The sequence below is a fragment of the Micrococcus sp. iso_239 genome (assembly GCF_056173395.1).
In genome coordinates, this window is record NZ_CM149672.1 from 869,331 (window position 1) to 887,056 (window position 17,726).

Below are 17,726 nucleotides of genomic sequence, written 5' to 3' on the forward strand. Positions count from 1 at the left end.
CGCTCAGGTGGTCGCGGCGCTCCAGCGCCGGGCGGCCTCCAGGACGACCTCGCGCTCGGCAATCCACCCCGGGACAGAGGCCTCGGCCGCGGCGCGGTCCTCGGGGTCGTGCGCGCCGAACACGGCGGTGCCGTGCGCGGCGCCGAGCACCTGCCCGGCCAGCGAGGCCGTGGAGTCGGAGTCGCCGTCGTGGTTCACGCCGATCCGCAGCGCCAGGGCGAGCGCCGCCGCCGGATCGGCCGGGTGCGCCGCCTGCGCGGTGAGCGCGGCATACAGTGCGATGGCCAGGGCCTCCTCCGCGACCCAGCCCTCGCCGAGCGCGGTGGGGAGGGCGCCGGGGGCGCCGGGGTCGGCGTCGACGGTGCCGGCCAGGTCGATCGCCGCGGCGACGGCGACGCGGGTCTCCTCGGCCTCCTCGCCCAGGCTGTCGAGCCACGCGCGGGCGTGCGCGACCGCGGCGGCCAGGTCCAGGCCGCGCAGCAGAGCAGCGATGACGAGGGCATACGCGGCTGCCGCGACCCACGCGGTGGGGTGGCCGTGCGTGAGGACGGCCCCCTGGCGGGCGAGGGACACGACGTGCGGGTCCTCGAGCCCCGGCACCATCCCGTACGGGGCCGAGCGCATGACCGTCCCGCAGCCCTTCGAGCCCGGGTTGTGCGGGTCGCCCGGCAGGCCCATCCCCGGTTCGGCGAGCCCGCTCAGGCACGCGGTGCCCGGCGCGCGGCGCACCTTCAGCTCCGCGTGCGCGTCGATCCAGCGGGGCGGGGCCGGGGGAGCGCCCTCGGGCAGCGCGCCGTCCTGCGTGGCGAACCAGCGCAGGCACGCGAGCCACACGCACGCGGCGGGATCGGCCGGGACGCCGTCGTTCTGCCACTCGATCCACTCGAGCAGGCCGTCGAGCACGTACAGCGTCAGCTGCGTGTCGTCGGTGATCGGCAGGGCGTGGGCGCCCTCCTGGGCGAGCAGGTCCGCGGCGTCGGTGACGCCGGCGGGGCCGTGCACGGCCGCGATCCCCGACGCGGGGGTGAACTCGACGACGCCGCCCAGCGCGTCCCCGGCGGCGCCGGCCGCGAGGAGGGCCAGGACCCGGTCGGCGTGCTCGGGGCCGGGCAGGGGCGTGGACGAGGAGGCGGGGGGCTCGGGCGCGGTGGCGGACATGCCGCCATCGTATGAGCCGTGCGGCGTCGTGCTTATCCCGTCCGCACCCTCCCTAGAGTGGGCCGCATGATCCTGCTGCACACCTCGGACTGGCATCTGGGCCGGTCGTTCCACGGCACCGGGCTGCTCGAGGCCCAGGAGGAGGTCCTGGACGCCCTGGTCGCGACCGTGACGGAGCGCGGCGTGGACGCCGTCCTGCTGGCCGGGGACGTGTACGACCGCGCGCTGCCGCCGGCGGACGCCGTCCGGCTGCTGGACCGGACGCTCTCCCGGCTGCACGCGGCCGGCGCCCAGGTGGTGCTCACGAGCGGCAACCACGACTCGGCGGTGCGCCTCGGCTTCGGCGGCGGACTCCTGGCGGCCGCGGGCGTGCACGTGCGCGCGGACGCCGCGGACCTGGACCGCCCGGTGCTGCTCACCGAGCCCGGGATCGACGGCGGCGCAGGCCAGACCGTGGCCGTCTACGGCATCCCCTACCTCGAACCGCGTCACCAGGGACCTGCCTGGGGCGTGGCGCCCCACCACACGGCCGTGCTGACGGAGGCGGTCCGCCGTGTCCACGCCGATCTGGCCGCCCGCCGCGCCGAGGCGCCGGAGCCGGTGGCCGGCGTCGTGCTGGCCCACCTGTTCGCGGCCGGGGGCCACGGCTCCGAGTCCGAACGGGACATCGGCGAGGGGGAGCACGTCGAGCCGGACGCCCCGCCCGAGATGCTGGTGGGCACGCTGGGGCAGGTGCCGGTCTCCGTGTTCGACGGGCTCGACTACGCGGCCCTGGGCCACCTGCACGGCCGGCAGCGGCTGGCCGAGCACGTGCGGTACTCCGGCTCTCCGCTGCCGTACTCCTTCGCCGAGGCGGGCCACCGCAAGGGCGGCTGGCTCGTCCACGTCACGGGCGGGGCCGTCACCGACGTCGAGGCCGTGGACTGGGGCGCCGGGCGGCGCCTGGCGGTGCTGTCCGGGCGGATCGAGGACCTGCTGGAGTCCCCGGAGTTCGCGTGGGCGGAGCAGTGCTGGGTGCAGGTCACCGTCACCGACGGCGACCGCCCCGAGCGGGCCCTGGAGCGTCTCAAGACGCGGTTCCCCTTCGTGCTCGTCTTCCGCCACGAACCGGCCGGCGGGAGGCGGGCCCGGGAGCGGACCTACGCCCAGGTCCTGCGGCAGGCGCCCTCGGACCACGCGCTCGCGGTCGGTTTCGTGGACCACGTCCGGCAGCGGCCGGCCAGCGAGGCCGAGCGGGACCTGCTGCGGGAGGCCCTCGAGGCCGCCCGCGCGGCGGAGGTGCGCGCATGAGGATCCACCGGATGCGCCTGGAGGGGCTCGGGCCCTACGCCCAGGCGCAGGACGTCGACTTCGACCGGCTCAACGCGTCCGGCCTGTTCCTGCTGGACGGGCCCACCGGCGCGGGCAAGTCCACGGTGCTGGCCGCGCTGTGCTTCGCCCTCTACGGGACCGTGCCGGGCGGACGGTCGGCCGAGTCGCTCGTGACCACGCTGCGCGAGCCCGGCGCGGTGATCCCCGAGGTGCAGGTCGAGTTCACCGTGCAGGGCCGGCGCTTCGAGGTGGTCCGCTCGCCCAAGCACGAGCGGCCCCGCCGACGACGCAGCGCGGCGGGAGGCGCCACCGTCACCACGCCGGCCACGGTCTCCCTGCGGGAACGCGTGGCCGGGGAATGGACGGCGCCGCTCACCCGGGCGGACGAGGTCGGCCAGCAGATCGCGGCCGTCCTGCACCTGGACGCCGAGCAGTTCATGCAGGTGGTCCTGCTGCCCCAGGGGCAGTTCGCCCAGTTCCTCACCGCGAAGTCGGATGAGCGCCGCGTCCTGCTGCGGCGGCTCTTCGGCACGCAGCGCTTCGACGGCGTCGAGGAGCACCTGCGCGGCGAGACGGCCCGGCTGGACACCGCGGTGGCCGTGGACGCGGACGTGGCCCGGACTGCGCGGGCGCAGCTGGCCGAGGCGCTCCACGAGGCGCTCGGCCCGGACTGGCATGCGCCGGAGCCGTCACCGGACACGGACGAGCGGCTGCTCGCCCTCGCCGCTGAGCGCGCGGGTCGCGCGCACGAGGACGCACGGGCCGGCCTCGCCACGGCCCGCGCCGCCGAGCAGCAGGCTCGGGTGACGGCGCGTGAGCTGGAGACCCGCGGGCGGGACCTGGCCGCGGCCGAGGCGTGGGGGCGCCGTCGACGCGACCACGACGCCGAGGCTGAGACCGCCGCCGCGCGGCGCCGCGCCGTCGACGCCCATGAGCGCGCCGGGCGGGTGCTCACCGCCGCGCAGCGGGCCACCGCGGCGGCGGACGCCGCCGGCACCGCGTCGGAGGCGGTGACGCAGGCCCTGGCGCACGTCGAGGACGAGCCGACCGCGGCGGCGTGGCTCGCCGCCGCCCGGGCGGACGGGGCCGCCGACACGCCCGCCTCCCGCCAGGCGCTGGGGGAGGCCGAGCGCGCCGCGGAGGCGGTGGCGCGCGCGGTTCGGGACCGTGACCGGATGCGCGAGCTGGAGCAGGAGGCGGCCGCCGCGGCGGAGCGGCGGGCCGAGATCGACCGCGACCGTGCCGCCCTGGTCGAGTCCCGCCCCGAGCGTGAGGCGGCCGTCGCGGCACTCCGCTCGGCCGTCGAACGCGGCACCGAGCGTCTCGGTGTCCGGGAGGCCGTGGACCGCGCCGTGTCCGAGGCCGCCGCGCGCCGCACGGCCGCCGAGGCCGCGGCCGCCCGCGCCGTCGAGGTCGAGACCGCGGCCCGGGCCCACCGAGAGGCACAGGAGCGGCGGAGTGAGGCCGCCGAACGACACGTCGGTCTGCTGCGTGCCCGGTACGAGCAGGCCGCCTCCGAACTGGCGGAGCGGCTCGTGCCCGGCGAGCCGTGCGCCGTGTGCGGCTCGCCCGAGCACCCGGCCCCGGCCGCCACCGCGGACACCACGGTGACCGAGGCGGACGTGCGGGACGCCGAGCAGGCCCGCACCGCGGCCGACCGGGCCGTGACCGACGCCGAGACCACCCTGCGCGCCGCCGAGCAGACCCTCCGCACGGCGCGCGAGGCCGCCGCCGGGCTCGCACCCGAGGCCGCGCGAGAGGCGCTCGAGCGCGCCGAGGCCGAACGGGCCGCGCTGGACCAGGCGGCGAAGGACCTCGCCGCGGACCGCCGCCGGCTGACCGCCGCCGAGAAGGAGCACGCCGGGGCCGACGAGACCGCCGCCGCGCTCGCGGCCGAGGACGGCCGGCTCGCCGAGGCCGCCGCCCACCGCGCCGCCCGACTGAGCGAGCTGCGGGACGCCGTCGAGGCCGCCCGCGGCGACGCCGAGAGCCTCGACGCCCGCGGCGACCAGGTCACCGCCGCACGCCGGGTCCTGGCCGCCCTCGCTGCGGCGCAGGACGAGGACGCGCGCGCCCGGGCGGTCGCCGACGAGACCGGCCAGGCGCTCGCCGCCACGCTGGCCGAACAGCACTTCGACGACGTCGACGCGGCGCGCGCGGCCCGCCTCGAGGAGACGGACGCCGCCGCCCGCACGGCCGCCGTGCAGGAGTGGGATGCCGAACGGGCCCGCCTCGCCGAGCTCGAGGCGAGCGAGCCCGTCCGCCGGGGCCGCGCCCTCGCCGAGGCCGGCGTCGAGCCGCCGACCGAGGAGCAGACCCGCGCCGCCGCCGAGGCGCTCGCCGCGGCCGAGGCCGCGAGCTCGTCCCGGGCGACGGCGGTCGGTCGACTCGATTCACTGGTCGCCACGGTGCGCCGACAGTCAGCTGCCCTGACCGAGGTCCTGGAGCGGTCTGCCGGGCTCATCGCCGAGCACACGCGGGTGCGGGGGCTGCTCGACCTCGTCCGCGGCGGCGGGGAGAACCTGCTCAAGATGCCGCTGACGAGCTACGTCCTCGCCGGGCGGCTCGAGGAGGTCGCCGCCGCGGCCACCGAGCGTCTGCTCGCCATGACGGACCAGCGGTATTCGATCGAGTACTCGGACGCCGTGGGCGGGCGCGGGAACAAGGGCCTCGAACTCGTCATCCGGGACCACTACGTGGACGAGACGCGCCACCCGGCCACGCTCTCGGGCGGCGAGACCTTCATGGCCTCCCTCGCCCTCGCCCTGGGGCTCGCGGACACCGTGCAGGCCGAAGCCGGCGGCATCGAACTGGACACGCTCTTCGTGGACGAGGGCTTCGGCTCGCTCGACGCGGACACCCTCGACGACGTCCTGGATGTCGTGGACACCCTGCGGACCGGTGGCCGGACCGTGGGCCTCGTCTCCCACGTCGAACGGATGAGGCAGGAGATCGGTGTGCGCCTCGAGGTGCGCAAGGACCGGCGCGGCTCGAGCCTCGCGGTGCACGACGGCGCCTGAGCGGCGGGGGTGCGCCCCGCCGCCCCGGCCCGCGTCACGCGTGAGGTCAGGCCCGGTGCCACCGCCGGCGGAGGCGCTGCCGGAGTCGGCCGAGGCGTCCGGCGTCGAGCTCGGACGGGGCCGCCCAACGCTCCTCAGCCCGGCGCGCCTGCTCGGCCGCGCGCTCGGCCGCGACGCGCTGCGCCTCCCGCTCGGCCGCGACACGGCGCTCCTCCTGCAGGCGGCGCTCCCCGCGGACCTCGGTGAGCCGGTACAGCACGGGCACGAGCACGAGCGTGAGCAGGGTGGAGGACACCAGGCCGCCCACCACGGCCACCGCGAGGGGCTGGGAGATGAACCCCGCGTGCCCCGTGATGCCCAGGGCCATCGGGGTCATGGCCAGGACGGTGGCCAGGGCCGTCATCACCACCGGGCGCACGCGGTTGAGCGCGCCCACCTCGATCGCCTCGTCCAGGGTCATGCCGCGGTCGCGGCGGTACTGGTTGATCAGGTCGATCAGCACGATCGCGTTCGTCACCACGATGCCCACCAGCATGAGCAGCCCGATCATCGTGGACAGTCCCAGCGGCGTGCCGGTGGCCAGCAGCGCCAGGAACACGCCCGTGGCGGCGAAGGGGATCGACACGAGCAGCACGAGCGGCTGGCGCAGCGAGTTGAACGTCGCCACCATCACGACGTACACGGTCGCCACGGCGGCCAGCAGCGCCAGTCCGAGGTCCCGGAACGTCTGCGCCTGCTGCTCCGCCGCGCCGCCCACGGCCGCGGTGACGCCCTCGGGCAGGTCCAGCTCCGCCACGGCCTGCGTGACCCGGCGCGAGACGGCCCCGAGGTCCTCGTCGTCCGGGGTCACCGTGACGACGGCGGTCCGCTCGCCGTTCGAGGACGTCACCCGGGCGGGCACCGGCACTCGCGAGACCTCGGCGAGGTCCCCCAGCGGCACGGGCCCCTCGGCCGTCTCCACGGGCACCTGGCGCAGGGCGTCGAGGGACTCGACCGGCTCCGGGTCACCCAGCTGCACCGCGAAGCTCTCGAACCCGAAGCGGACGTCGCCCACGGGCACGGCCTGCAGGGCGGCGGCGGCCTGGCCGGCCACCGCCTCCTCGGTCAGGCCGAGCCGGGCGGCGGCGACGGTGTCCACGTCCACCTGGAACGTCGGGCGCAGGTCCGAGGCCGGCGTCGTCACCTCGCGGGCACCCTCGACGGGCCGCAGCGCCTCGGCGACCTGATCGGCGGCCGCGGTGAGGGCCTGCGGGTCGGGGGCGGAGACGGACACCTCGATGTCCTGGCCGCCGCTCGGCCCCTGCTGCGTGGAGACGGACACGTCGCCCACGCCGTCGAGACCGGTGAGCTCGGCGCGCACCCCGTCCTGAAGGGCCACCTGGTCCGCATCCGGGTCGGTCACCACCGTGAACCGCGCCCGGTCCGCCGAGGAGCCGCCGAAGGCCCCCATCGGACCGGCGGCGGTGCCGGCCGTCCACTGGACCGTCTCGACGCCGTCGGTGTCCAGCAGCACCCGCTCGATGCGCTCGGCGGCGGCGGCCGTGGTCTCCAGCGACGTCCCCGGCTCCTGCTCCGCCGTGACGACGAACGAGTTCTGTCCCGAGTCGCCCAGGAGGTTCGTGGGGATCAGCGGGACCAGCGCGGCCGTGCCGGCCAGCAGCGCCAGGGCGGCAGCGAGGGTGACCACGGTGTGCCGCTGCGTCCAGCGCAGCACCGGGCGGTAGGCCCGGGTGAGCCATCCGCCGGCCGCCACGGGCCGGTCGCCGGGGACGGCGGGCGCGGCCGTGGTCTCGGCCCCGCGCCGCGGGGCGCGCAGGAACCACCAGCACAGCACCGGCACGATCGTCAGGGCGACGACGAGGGAGGCCAGCAGGGCGACCGTGGCGGTCACGGCGAAGGGCCGGAACAGCTCGCCGGCCAGGCCGCCCACGAAGGCGATGGGCAGGAACACGGCCACGGAGACCAGGGTGGAGGCGGTGATCGCGGTGGCGACCTCGCGCGTGCCGTCCAGGATCGCGGAGCGCCGGTCGGCGCCCAGGCCGAGGTGCCGGCGGATGTTCTCCACCACCACGATCGCGTCGTCCACGACCCGGCCGATCGAGATCGTCAGCGCCCCGAGCGTCAGCGTGTTGAGGGAGTAGCCGAAGGCCGCCACCCCGATGAGGGCGGCCAGCAGGGACAGCGGAATGGACACGGCGGTGACGAGGGTGGAGCGCACCGAGAGCAGGAACACGGCGATCACCAGCACGGCGAACGCCAGGCCCAGCAGGCCCTCCTGGAACAGCGTGTCGATGGACTGCTGGATGAACGGGGCCTGGTCGAACACCACGGTCAGGTCCGCGCCGCCGCCCACCAGGGACGCCAGCTCCGGCAGGGCGTCGCGCACGGCCTGAGAGACCGCCACGAGGTCGGCGTCCGGGGTCGCGGTCACGGAGACGGACAGCGTCGGCACCCCGTCGGTGCGGGTCAGGGAGGTGGGGGCCGCGGCCACGAGGGTGACGTCGGCGACCTCGTCCAGGGTGCGCGGTTCGCCGTCGCCGGAGGGAGCGACGACGATCCCGCGCAGGCCCTCGAGGTCCTCGACGGCGGCGCCCGCCTGGACGGGATAGGTGGTCGCGCCCTCGGTGACCTGGCCGACGGGGAAGAGGCCGGCGTTCTCCTCGAGCGCGTCGGTGATGTCGGAGGTGGTCAGCCCGGCGGCGGCGAGCGCGGCCGGGTCCGGGACCACGGAGACGTTCTCGTCCGTGCCGCCGAGCACGTCGGCGCCGCGGACGCCGTCGATCTTCTGCAGCCGCGGGGCCAGGACGTCCTCGGCGCGGCGGCGCAGGGTGTTGAGGTCCTCGTCCCCGGACAGGGCGAGGAAGACCACCGGGAAGTCGGAGACGGAGCCCGCGAAGGACGAGGTCTCCGCCTCCTCCGGCAGCTGCGGCCCGAGGTTGGCGACCACCCGGTCCACCTGGGACCGGGCCCGGTTCAGGTCTGTGCCGTAGGCGAACTCCAGCTGGACCGCGTTGAAGCCGGACTGCGACGTGGACCGCGAGGATTCGAGCCCCTCCACGGCCTGCAGGGCCGTCTCGAGGGGCTCTCCCACCTGCGCGTCCACGACCTCGGGGGACGCCCCCGGGTAGAGCGTCGACACGGAGATGACGGGCAGCTCGAGCGGGGGGATCAGCTCCCGCTTGAGCTGCCCGGCGGAGAGGACGCCGAACACCGCGATGAACACGGTGACGAGCGCCACGAGCGCCCGCCGGCCGAGTGAGAACCGTGCGAGCGCTCCCATCGCGGCGTCAGGCCAGCTTCAGTGCGGCGTCGGTGACGGTGCGGACCTCGTCCAGCAGCGCCGGGTCGTCGTTGAGCGTGTGGCCCAGGGACGGGATGAGCTCCTTGAGCGTGCCGTCCCAGCCGGCCATCTTCGCGGGGAAGCAGCGCTCGAGCAGCTTCACCATGATGGGGGCCGCGGTGGAGGCGCCCGGGGAGGCGCCGAGCAGGCCGCCGAGCGAGCCGTCCGCGTGCGTGACGACCTCGGTGCCGAACTGCAGGACGCCGCCGAAGCGGCCCTTGCGCTTCATCACCTGCACGCGCTGGCCCGCGGTGATCAGCTCCCACTCGCCGCCGTCGGCCTCCGGGTAGAACTCGTGCAGCGCGTCGATCTTCTTGTCCCGGGACTTCAGCACCTCGGTCACGAGGTACTTGGTCAGGTCCATGTTGTCCTTGGCCACGTCCAGCATCGTGCTGAGGTTGTGCGGGCGCACGGACAGCGGCAGGTCCAGGTAGGAACCGGTCTTGAGGAAGTTCGTGGAGAACCCGGCGTAGGGGCCGAACAGCAGGGACCGCTTGCCGTTCACGAAGCGGGTGTCCAGGTGGGGCACGGACATCGGCGGGGCGCCGACGGCGGCCTGGCCGTACACCTTGGCCATGTGCTGGTTGACCACGGACTCGTCCGTGCAGCGCAGGAACTGGCCGGAGACGGGGAAGCCGCCGAAGCCCTTGGCCTCGGGGATGCCGGACTTCTGCAGCAGGGGCAGGGCGCCGCCGCCGGCACCGACGAAGACGAAGCGGGCGCGGTCCACGAGCTCGGAGCCGGCGGCCTTGTTCTTGACCTTGACCTCCCAGCGGCCGTCCGTGCCGCGGGTGAGGCCGGTGACCTTGTGACCGAAGCGCACCTCGGCGCCGGCGCCGGCCATGGCCGTGATGAGCTGGCGGGTGAGGGAGCCGAAGTCCACGTCGGTGCCGCCGGTGTTGCGGGACGCCGCCAGGCGCTGGCCCGGCTCACGGCCCTCGATCAGCAGCGGGGCCCAGGCGCGGATCTGCTCCGGGTCCTCGCTGTGCTCCATGCCGGCGAACAGCGGCTGGGCGGACATGGCCTCGTAGCGGGCGCGGAGGTAGTCCGCGTGGTCGTCACCCCACACGAAGGACATGTGCGGCAGCGGGTTGATGAAGGACTTGGGGTCCTTGAGCGTGCCGTCCGCCACCAGGGAGGACCAGAACTGGCGGGTGGTCCAGAACTGCTCGTTGATGCCCAGCGCCTTGGTGACGTCCACCCGGCCGTTCTTGTCCATGGGCGAGTAGTTCAGCTCGCAGAGGGCGGCGTGGCCGGTGCCCGCGTTGTTCCACGGGTCGGAGGACTCCAGGCCGGCCTGGTCGAGGCTCTCGTACAGGGCGATGGACCAGGTGGGCTCGAGCTTCTGCAGCAGCACGCCCAGGGTGGCGCTCATGATGCCGCCGCCGATCAGGACGACGTCGTGGGTGGCGGTGGACGAGGTGGTGGGCACGGTCAACTCCTGAAGCAGAACGACGGCGGGTGGGCGCAGTGGAACCGGGCCGAGCAGAGGCGGTCGGGCCGAGCGCCGTGATCTCCCACTGTACTACCGGTGGGTTCAGCCTTCGGTCAGCCTGACGCGCGAGAAGGGCTCGTCCAGCTGCGGCGACGTCGGGTAGGAGGCCACGCGCGGGCCGGTGGCCAGGGCGGAGATCGGGTAGACCAGCGGCAGCGCCGGCAGGTCGAGGGCCATGGCCCGGACGACACGGCGGAACAGGCCGCGGCGCGCGTCGTCGTCGTTCTCGGCCGCCGCCGCGTCCACGTCCTCGACGACGCGCGGGTTGCGGTAGCCGGTCTCGGCGCGGCCCGAGCGCGCGAAGGGCTCGAGGAACGCGTGCGGGTCGCGGTAGTCGCCGGTGCGGCCCATCAGGTGCAGGGCTCGGGTGGGCCGGGAGACGACGGCGTGCAGGTAGTCCTGGTCCTCCGGCACGGGCACGGGCACGATGTGCATCCCCACCGCGCCGAGGTCGTGGGCGACCATCGCGTAGACCCGCTCCGGCTCGGGCAGGGAGGGGCGGGCCGTGCCGGCCGGGTAGAGGAACTCCAACGGCTCCCCGTCGTATCCCGCCAGGCCGAGGAACTCGCGGGCCCGGCCCGGGTTGACGTCGTAGCGCCGCGCCTCCTCGTCGCCGACGCCGAGGGAGGGGGGGACGAGGTCGTGGGCCAGGCGGGTGCCCTCGAGGAAGACGTCGCTGCCGGCGATGCGCGGGCGGTCCACCGCGTACGCGATCGCCTGGCGCAGGTACTGCGAGCGCACGCTCGGGTGGTCCAGGTTCATGCCCACGTAGAGCACGCCCAGGGGGTCCCGGGGCAGCACCTGGGTGCCGGCCTCGACGAGGGGGCGCAGCTGGCCGGGGGCGACGACGTCGATCACGTCCGCCGTGCCGCGCCGCAGCTCCCGCAGGCGCACGGAGGCCCGACCCCACGCCTGCACGGCCACCGGGTACGCCGCCGGATCGGAGCCGCGGTGGCCGGCGCTGGGGACCAGGATCGTCGCGCCCGAGGCGCCCGGGTGGGCGCGCGTGAGCTCGGCGGTCTCCGCGGCGTCGGCCCAGCGGTAGGGGCCGGTGCCGGCGGGGGTGGTGACCTCGGAGCCGTCCACGTCGACCGTGCGGTCCCACGAGGCCGGCGAGGAGATCGCGAAGGCCGGCGAGGCCAGGGCGGCCGCGAGGTGACGGCGGGGGGAGTGCAGGCGCAGCCGCACCTCGAGCTCGCCGTGGGCCTCGACGCCGGCGAAGGCGGAGTCCGCGTCGCCGGCGTATCCGCCGAAGGCCGAGACGAACGAGGAGGGCGGGGCGACGGTCCCGTCCACGGGCGCGGGGGCGGCGGCCCACCGCTCGATGTTCGCGACCACGGCGGCGGCGTCGCACGGCTCGCCGTCGTCGAACACCACCCCGGAGACCAGGTGGAACGTGTGGAGGCGGCCGCCGTCGGACTCCTCATGCCGCTCGGCGAGGCGGGGCGTGGGGGCGCCGGTGTCCGCGTCCACGCCGAGCAGCGTCTCGAAGACCTGGCGGACCAGACGGAAGGACTCGACGTCCAGCGCGCGGGCCGGGTCCCGCGTCAGCGCCCGCGCCGGGGCGCCGACCACGAGCAGCCGGCCCGGGCCCGAGGAGCTCGGGGCGGCGGAGGACGGCGCCGCGGGCGACGTCGCGCAGCCGGCCACGCCCAGGCCGAGCAGGCCCAGGCCCCCGCCGAGGAAGGCGCGGCGAGTGGGCTGCATGGCGGCCTCCTCTGGCGGGTGACGTCGGGGTCGGGCGGGTCCGGGGAGTGCGGGCGGGGGGACTCGAACCCCCACGTCCAGGACACTGGAACCTAAATCCAGCGCGTCTACCAGTTCCGCCACGCCCGCGCACACCCCGCGCGGGCGGGGCGAGCCCCGATCCTACCGTGCGGCGCCCGGGCGCGGCGGGCGCGGATCAGGCCTCGTCGAGGCCGAGGGTGCGGCGCAGTCGGGCCACGTGGCCGGTCGCCTTCACGTTGTACTGCGCGTGGGTGACCTTCCCGTCCGGGCCGACGACGATCGTGGAGCGGATCAGACCCTCGAAGGTCCGCCCGTAGTTCTTCTTCTCACCCCAGGCGCCGTAGGCCTCGGCCACCGCGTGGTCCTCGTCCGAGAGCAGGGGGAACGTCAGGCCCTCCTGCTCGGCGAACCGGATGATCCTGCCGATCGGGTCGGGGGAGATCCCCAGGACGACGTAGCCGGCCGCGGTCAGGGAGGCGAGGCTGTCCCGGAAGTCGCAGGCCTGCGTGGTGCAGCCGGGCGTGGACGCGGCCGGGTAGAAGTAGACGATCGTGTGCTTGCCCGCGCTGTCGCGCAGCGAGACGGGCCGGCCCTCCTGGTCCTGGAGGGTGAACGCGGGCGCCGTGTCGCCGGGCTGGAGGCGGTGCTGGGTCGTGTCGGTCATGGGCCCCAGCCTACGGTGGGCCCGGACGGGGAGCGGGGACGACGAAGGCCCCGTCTCCGTGGAGACGGGGCCTTCGCTCCGGTGGGTGCACCCCCCGGGACTCGAACCCGGAACCTGCTGATTAAGAGTCAGATGCTCTACCGGTTGAGCTAGAGGTGCAGATGCCGCACCGCCTCTCGGATCTCTCCGGTGCGCCGTGCAACGAGGTGAAACCCTACCAGGGGTTTCAGACGCCGTGCAAATCGGGGGGCGTGACGTCCGTCGCGTCCGTCTCCGGGGTCGCGTAGAGGCGGTCCAGCTCGTCCATGAAGGCGGTCATGAAGGCGTGGAAGTCGGTGGCGTCCTCGGCCTGGTCGAGCTCCGCGGTGCCGTCCTCCGTGAGGTCGCCCACCGGCACCCGCGTGTGCTCCGGGACGTCGAACCACGTCCGGAAGCCCGTGACGGTCTCCACCTGATAGCCGCTGCCCGTGTCCGCCACGGTGGCCACGTTGGCCAGCCCCACCTCGACGACGTCGGCGCGGTCCGCGGAGGCCTCGGTCACCGGGCCGTGCGGATCGTCCTCGGCCACGCCCGGCGCGCGGCGGTCGTGGTCGTCCGGGGTGGAGGTGGGGTCGAACGGGCACAGCAGCATCTCGAGCGGCTGGTGGCGGTAGCCGATCACGAGGGGAAAGGAAGAGCCCGAGGGCTGGCCGTAGACGACGTTGTAGTCGCCGTGGTTGAACACGCGCGCATCGAAGACGCGGCGCAGCCGTCTGTGCAGGGTGGGCGTGTCCATGGCCCCAACGTACGCGGACCCGTCCGCACGTGTCATGCCGCGGCACCCGTCACACGGGGACGTCGCGTCGGCCCGGTGGCGCCGTGCTCACTAGACTCCGCGGCATGGACTCCGCCGCGTCGACTCCCAGCACCCCGTCCGCCGCTCCCGACATCAAGCCGCGCTCGCGCGACGTCACCGACGGGATGGAGCGCACCGCCGCCCGCGGCATGCTCCGCGCGGTCGGCATGGGGGACGAGGACTTCGGCAAGCCGCAGATCGGCATCGCCTCGTCCTGGAACGAGATCACCCCCTGCAACCTCTCCCTGGACCGCCTCGCCCAGGCCTCGAAGGACGGCGTCCACGCCGCCGGCGGATATCCGCTGGAGTTCGGCACGGTCTCCGTCTCGGACGGCATCTCCATGGGCCACGAGGGCATGCACTTCTCCCTCGTCTCCCGCGAGGTGATCGCCGACTCGGTGGAGACCGTGATGATGGCCGAGCGCCTGGACGGCTCCGTCCTGCTCGCCGGCTGCGACAAGTCGCTCCCGGGCATGCTCATGGCCGCCGCCCGCCTGGACCTGGCCTCCGTGTTCGTCTACGCCGGCTCGATCATGCCGGGCGTGGCCCGCCTGACCGACGGCACCGAGAGGCAGGTGACCATCATCGACGCCTTCGAGGCGGTCGGCGCCTGCGCCCGCGGTCTCATGTCCGAGGAGGACCTGCTCCGCATCGAGAAGTCCATCGCCCCGGGCGAGGGCGCCTGCGGCGGCATGTACACCGCCAACACCATGGCCTCCATCGGTGAGGCCCTCGGCATGTCCCTGCCCGGTTCCGCCGCCGCCCCCTCCGCGGACCGCCGCCGCGACGCCTTCGCGCGCCGCTCCGGCGAGGCCGTGGTGAACATGCTCCGCCAGGGCATCACGGCCCGGGACATCATGACCAAGCCCGCGTTCGAGAACGCGATCGCCGTGACCATGGCGTTCGGCGGCTCCACCAACGCCGTGCTGCACCTGCTCGCCATCGCCCGGGAGGCGGGCGTGGACCTGCAGCTGTCCGACTTCAACCGCATCGCCGACCGCACTCCGCACATCGCCGACCTCAAGCCGTTCGGCCAGTACGTCATGACGGACGTGGACCGCATCGGCGGCGTCCCGGTGGTCATGAAGGCCCTGCTGGACGAGGGCCTGCTGCACGGGGACACCCTCACCGTCACCGGCAAGACGCTCGCCGAGAACCTGGCCGCGCTCGATCCGGACCCGGTGGACGGCAAGGTCATCCGCACCATGGACGACGCGATGCACCCCAACGGCGGCATCGCGATCCTCCACGGCTCGCTGGCCCCGGAGGGCGCCGTCGTGAAGTCCGCCGGCTTCGATGCGGACGTCTTCGAGGGCACCGCGCGCGTCTTCGACCGGGAGCGCGCCGCCATGGACGCCCTCGAGGACGGGACCATCGCCGCCGGCGACGTCGTGGTCATCCGCTATGAGGGCCCGAAGGGCGGCCCGGGCATGCGCGAGATGCTCGCGATCACCGGCGCCATCAAGGGCGCGGGCCTGGGCAAGGACGTCCTGCTGATCACCGACGGGCGCTTCTCCGGCGGCACCACCGGCCTGTGCATCGGCCACATCGCTCCCGAGGCCGCCGAGGGAGGGCCGATCGGCCTGGTGCAGGACGGCGACCGCATCCGCGTGGACATCGCCGGACGCACCATGGACCTGCTCGTGGACGAGGCCGAGCTCGCCGCCCGCCGCGAGTCCTGGGAGCCGGTGGAGCCGAAGTTCACCACGGGCGTGCTGGGCAAGTACGCCAAGCTGGTGCACTCCGCCGCCGAGGGCGCCTACCTGGGCTGAGGCCCGGTCGGCCCGCACGCCGAGACGAGCAGAGGATGAGCATGCACGAGACCGACGCCCGGGTCGGGGGACCCGCGCCTCGTCCCGGGCGGGAGGCGCGCTGATGGAGGTCGTCATCCTGCCCGACGCCGCCGCCCTGGGCCGGCACGGCGCGGACGCGGTGGCCGCCCACGTGGCGGCCCGTCCCGAGGCCGTCCTGGGGCTGGCCACCGGCTCCTCGCCCCTGCCCGTCTACGACGAGCTCGCCCGCCGGGTCCGGGACGGGGAGCTGTCCCTGCGCTCCTGCCGCGCGTTCCTGCTGGACGAGTACGTCGGCCTGCCCGCGGGACACCCCGAGTCCTACCGCACCGTGATCGAGCGGGAGTTCGTCGCGCGCACGGACATCGCCCCGGAGGCCGTGCACGGTCCGGACGGCGGGGCGGCGGACGTCCCGGGCGCCTGCGCCGCCTACGAGGAGGCGCTGCGCGAGGCCGGCGGCGTGGACGTGCAGCTGCTCGGCGTGGGCACGGACGGGCACATCGCGTTCAACGAGCCCGGCTCCTCCCTCGCCTCCCGCACGCGCATCAAGGTGCTCGCCGAGCAGACCCGGCGGGACAACGCCCGCTTCTTCGACGGCGACCTCGACCAGGTCCCGACCCACTGCCTCACCCAGGGCGTGGGCACGATCCTCGACGCCCGACACCTGGTCCTGCTGGCCCGGGGCGAGGGCAAGGCCGAGGCGGTGCGGCAGCTCGTGGAGGGCCCCGTGAGCGCGCGCTGGCCGGTCACGGCCCTGCAGCTGCACCCGCATGTGACCGTCCTCGTGGACGAGGCCGCCGCCGGGCGACTCGAGCTCGCGGGGGAGTACCGCCACATGTGGGAGGCCAAGCCGTCCTGGCAGGGATTCTGAGCGCCCCTCGTCCATCGACCCGCCCACCCCGGAAGGTGCATCCGTGTCCGCCTCGGTCCCTCACCGGCCGCGCGCCGAGCAGGCGCCGCAGGCCGCCGCGTCCCCGTCGGTGCTGCGCGCGGACCGCGTCCATGACGGCGAGCGCCTCGGCGGCCCCGGCTGGATCGCCCTGGCCGAGGGCCGGGTGGTGGCCGTCGGGACCGGGGACCCGCCGCGCACCCACGGCCCCGTCCATGACCTCGGCGACGCCCTCCTCGCTCCCGGCTGCGTGGACGTGCACTGCCACGGCGGCGGCGGACACGCCGTCGAGTCCGGCGCGGCCGCGGCACGCGCGGCGGCCGCGGCCCACGCCCGCGCGGGCACGACCACGGTCGTGGCCTCCCTCGTCACGGACGAGGTCGACGCGCTCGCGGCGCAGCTGACGGCCCTGACGCCCCTGCGCGCAGAGGGGGTGCTGGCCGGCGTGCACCTCGAGGGTCCCTGGCTCTCGCCCCTGCACTGCGGCGCGCACCGGGCCGCGTCCCTGCGCGCCCCGGCCCCCGACGACGTCGCGCGCCTCGTCGAGGCCGGCGCGGGCAGCCTCGCGATGGTGACGCTGGCCCCCGAGCTGCCGGGCGCCCTCGACGCGGTGGGCCGGCTGGCGGAGGCGGGCGTCCTCGTCGCGATCGGCCACACCGACGCGTCCTACGAGGTCACGCGCGCGGCGATCGAGGCGGGCGCGCGGATGGCCACCCACCTGCACAACGCGTGCCGGCCCGCCCACCACCGCGAGCCCGGGCCCGCCGTCGCCCTGCTGGAGGACCCCCGCGTGGGGATCGAGACCATCGTGGACGGCGTCCACCTGCATCCGGCCACGGTGCGGCGGGTCGCCCGGGAGGCCGGGGAGCGGTGGATCCTCGTCTCGGACGCGATGGCCGCCGCCGGCTGCGGCGACGGCGAGTTCCCCCTCGGGCCGCTGCGGGTCCGGGTCCACGACGGCGTCGCGCGGGTGGTCGGCGCGGATGGCGCAGCCGGGGCCATCGCCGGGTCCACGGCCACGGTCGCCGGCTCGGTGCGCTCCGCCGTCGCCGCCGGGGTCGACCTCGACGCCGCGCTGCGGGCGGCGACGGCCGCGCCCGCGGATGCCCTGGGGCTTCCCGACGTCGGCCGGCTCCGAGTCGGGAGCCGAGCGGACGCCGTCGTCCTCGGCCCGGAGCTCGAGGTGCGCGGGGTGCTCCGTCACGGAACGTGGGTGAAGGCGGCCGCCACCGCGGCGGCTGACTAGGGTGGGCTCAGGCCCGGGATTCGACCCCGACCGCCCGGTCGTCTCACGATGTGACGCTTTATCTCACATTGCGAGACAGGCGGGTGGTCGATGGCGGACGGGGCGCACGGCTGTCGATACTGAGACCACCCCGAAGGACCCGGCGGCCCGTGTCCCCACCTCAGACTCCGCCACGCCGGCCCGATCCGTCATCGACGCGGCCACGGTCCCCGACGCCCGACGGATCCGAACGACGACCGTCCGACGCCCC

At 75.3% G+C, this 17,726-nt stretch carries 11 protein-coding genes and 2 tRNA genes; 5 read left to right on the plus strand and 8 right to left on the minus strand.

Going from position 1 to position 17,726, the window contains the following annotated elements; all coding sequences use genetic code 11:
- Positions 1–3: 3 nt before the first annotated feature.
- The gene (locus tag AC0VX2_RS04075) at positions 4–1,158 is read right to left on the minus strand and encodes an ADP-ribosylglycohydrolase family protein (protein WP_136939814.1); all 1,155 of its coding nucleotides are present in this window, start codon (positions 1,156–1,158) and stop codon (positions 4–6) included.
- A gap of 66 nt (positions 1,159–1,224) precedes the next feature.
- Between AC0VX2_RS04075 and AC0VX2_RS04080 the strand changes: the two genes are divergently transcribed.
- Together AC0VX2_RS04080 and AC0VX2_RS04085 are read left to right on the plus strand one after the other, a co-directional pair.
- On the plus strand, positions 1,225–2,448 hold the full coding sequence (locus AC0VX2_RS04080) for an exonuclease SbcCD subunit D (protein WP_127435541.1): 1,224 nt from the start codon (positions 1,225–1,227) through the stop codon (positions 2,446–2,448).
- Positions 2,445–5,489, plus strand: coding sequence for an AAA family ATPase (locus AC0VX2_RS04085; protein WP_242934229.1), 3,045 nt, complete (start codon positions 2,445–2,447; stop codon positions 5,487–5,489). Before AC0VX2_RS04080 ends, AC0VX2_RS04085 begins: the two co-directional genes overlap by 4 nt.
- Before the next feature lie 46 nt (positions 5,490–5,535).
- On the opposite strand, the gene AC0VX2_RS04090 is transcribed toward AC0VX2_RS04085, so the two are convergent.
- The 7 genes from AC0VX2_RS04090 to AC0VX2_RS04120 form a co-directional block, all read right to left on the minus strand.
- Positions 5,536–8,769 carry an efflux RND transporter permease subunit gene (locus AC0VX2_RS04090; RefSeq protein WP_251393367.1) on the minus strand — a complete coding sequence of 1,078 codons (3,234 nt, stop codon included), beginning with the start codon at positions 8,767–8,769 and terminating at the stop codon, positions 5,536–5,538.
- Between the two features lie 7 nt (positions 8,770–8,776).
- Complete coding sequence (locus AC0VX2_RS04095) at positions 8,777–10,261, minus strand: malate:quinone oxidoreductase (RefSeq protein WP_070708809.1); 1,485 nt, start codon at positions 10,259–10,261, stop codon at positions 8,777–8,779.
- A gap of 105 nt (positions 10,262–10,366) precedes the next feature.
- Positions 10,367–12,031, minus strand: a complete 1,665-nt coding sequence (locus AC0VX2_RS04100) for an ABC transporter substrate-binding protein (RefSeq protein WP_102708338.1) — start codon at positions 12,029–12,031, stop codon at positions 10,367–10,369.
- A 48-nt stretch (positions 12,032–12,079) separates the two neighbouring features.
- Positions 12,080–12,160 (minus strand) — tRNA-Leu (locus tag AC0VX2_RS04105).
- 67 nt (positions 12,161–12,227) lie between these two features.
- Positions 12,228–12,716 carry a thioredoxin-dependent thiol peroxidase gene (gene bcp, locus AC0VX2_RS04110; RefSeq protein WP_036382122.1) on the minus strand — a complete coding sequence of 163 codons (489 nt, stop codon included), beginning with the start codon at positions 12,714–12,716 and terminating at the stop codon, positions 12,228–12,230.
- An 86-nt stretch (positions 12,717–12,802) separates the two neighbouring features.
- Positions 12,803–12,875: transfer RNA gene (locus AC0VX2_RS04115), tRNA-Lys, on the minus strand.
- 67 nt (positions 12,876–12,942) lie between these two features.
- On the minus strand, positions 12,943–13,491 hold the full coding sequence (locus AC0VX2_RS04120) for a hypothetical protein (RefSeq protein ID WP_070709704.1): 549 nt from the start codon (positions 13,489–13,491) through the stop codon (positions 12,943–12,945).
- Between the two features lie 104 nt (positions 13,492–13,595).
- On the opposite strand from AC0VX2_RS04120, the gene ilvD reads away from it, so the two are divergent.
- The 3 genes from ilvD to AC0VX2_RS04135 all read left to right on the plus strand — a co-directional run bounded on the left by ilvD (position 13,596) and on the right by AC0VX2_RS04135 (position 17,476).
- On the plus strand, positions 13,596–15,323 hold the full coding sequence (gene ilvD, locus AC0VX2_RS04125; protein WP_049145205.1) for a dihydroxy-acid dehydratase: 1,728 nt from the start codon (positions 13,596–13,598) through the stop codon (positions 15,321–15,323).
- A 103-nt stretch (positions 15,324–15,426) separates the two neighbouring features.
- Positions 15,427–16,212 carry a glucosamine-6-phosphate deaminase gene (gene nagB / locus AC0VX2_RS04130; protein WP_098093123.1) on the plus strand — a complete coding sequence of 262 codons (786 nt, stop codon included), beginning with the start codon at positions 15,427–15,429 and terminating at the stop codon, positions 16,210–16,212.
- 43 nt (positions 16,213–16,255) lie between these two features.
- Entirely contained in the window at positions 16,256–17,476 is a 1,221-nt protein-coding gene (locus AC0VX2_RS04135) for an N-acetylglucosamine-6-phosphate deacetylase (RefSeq protein ID WP_102708337.1), read from the plus strand.
- Positions 17,477–17,726 lie beyond the last annotated feature (250 nt).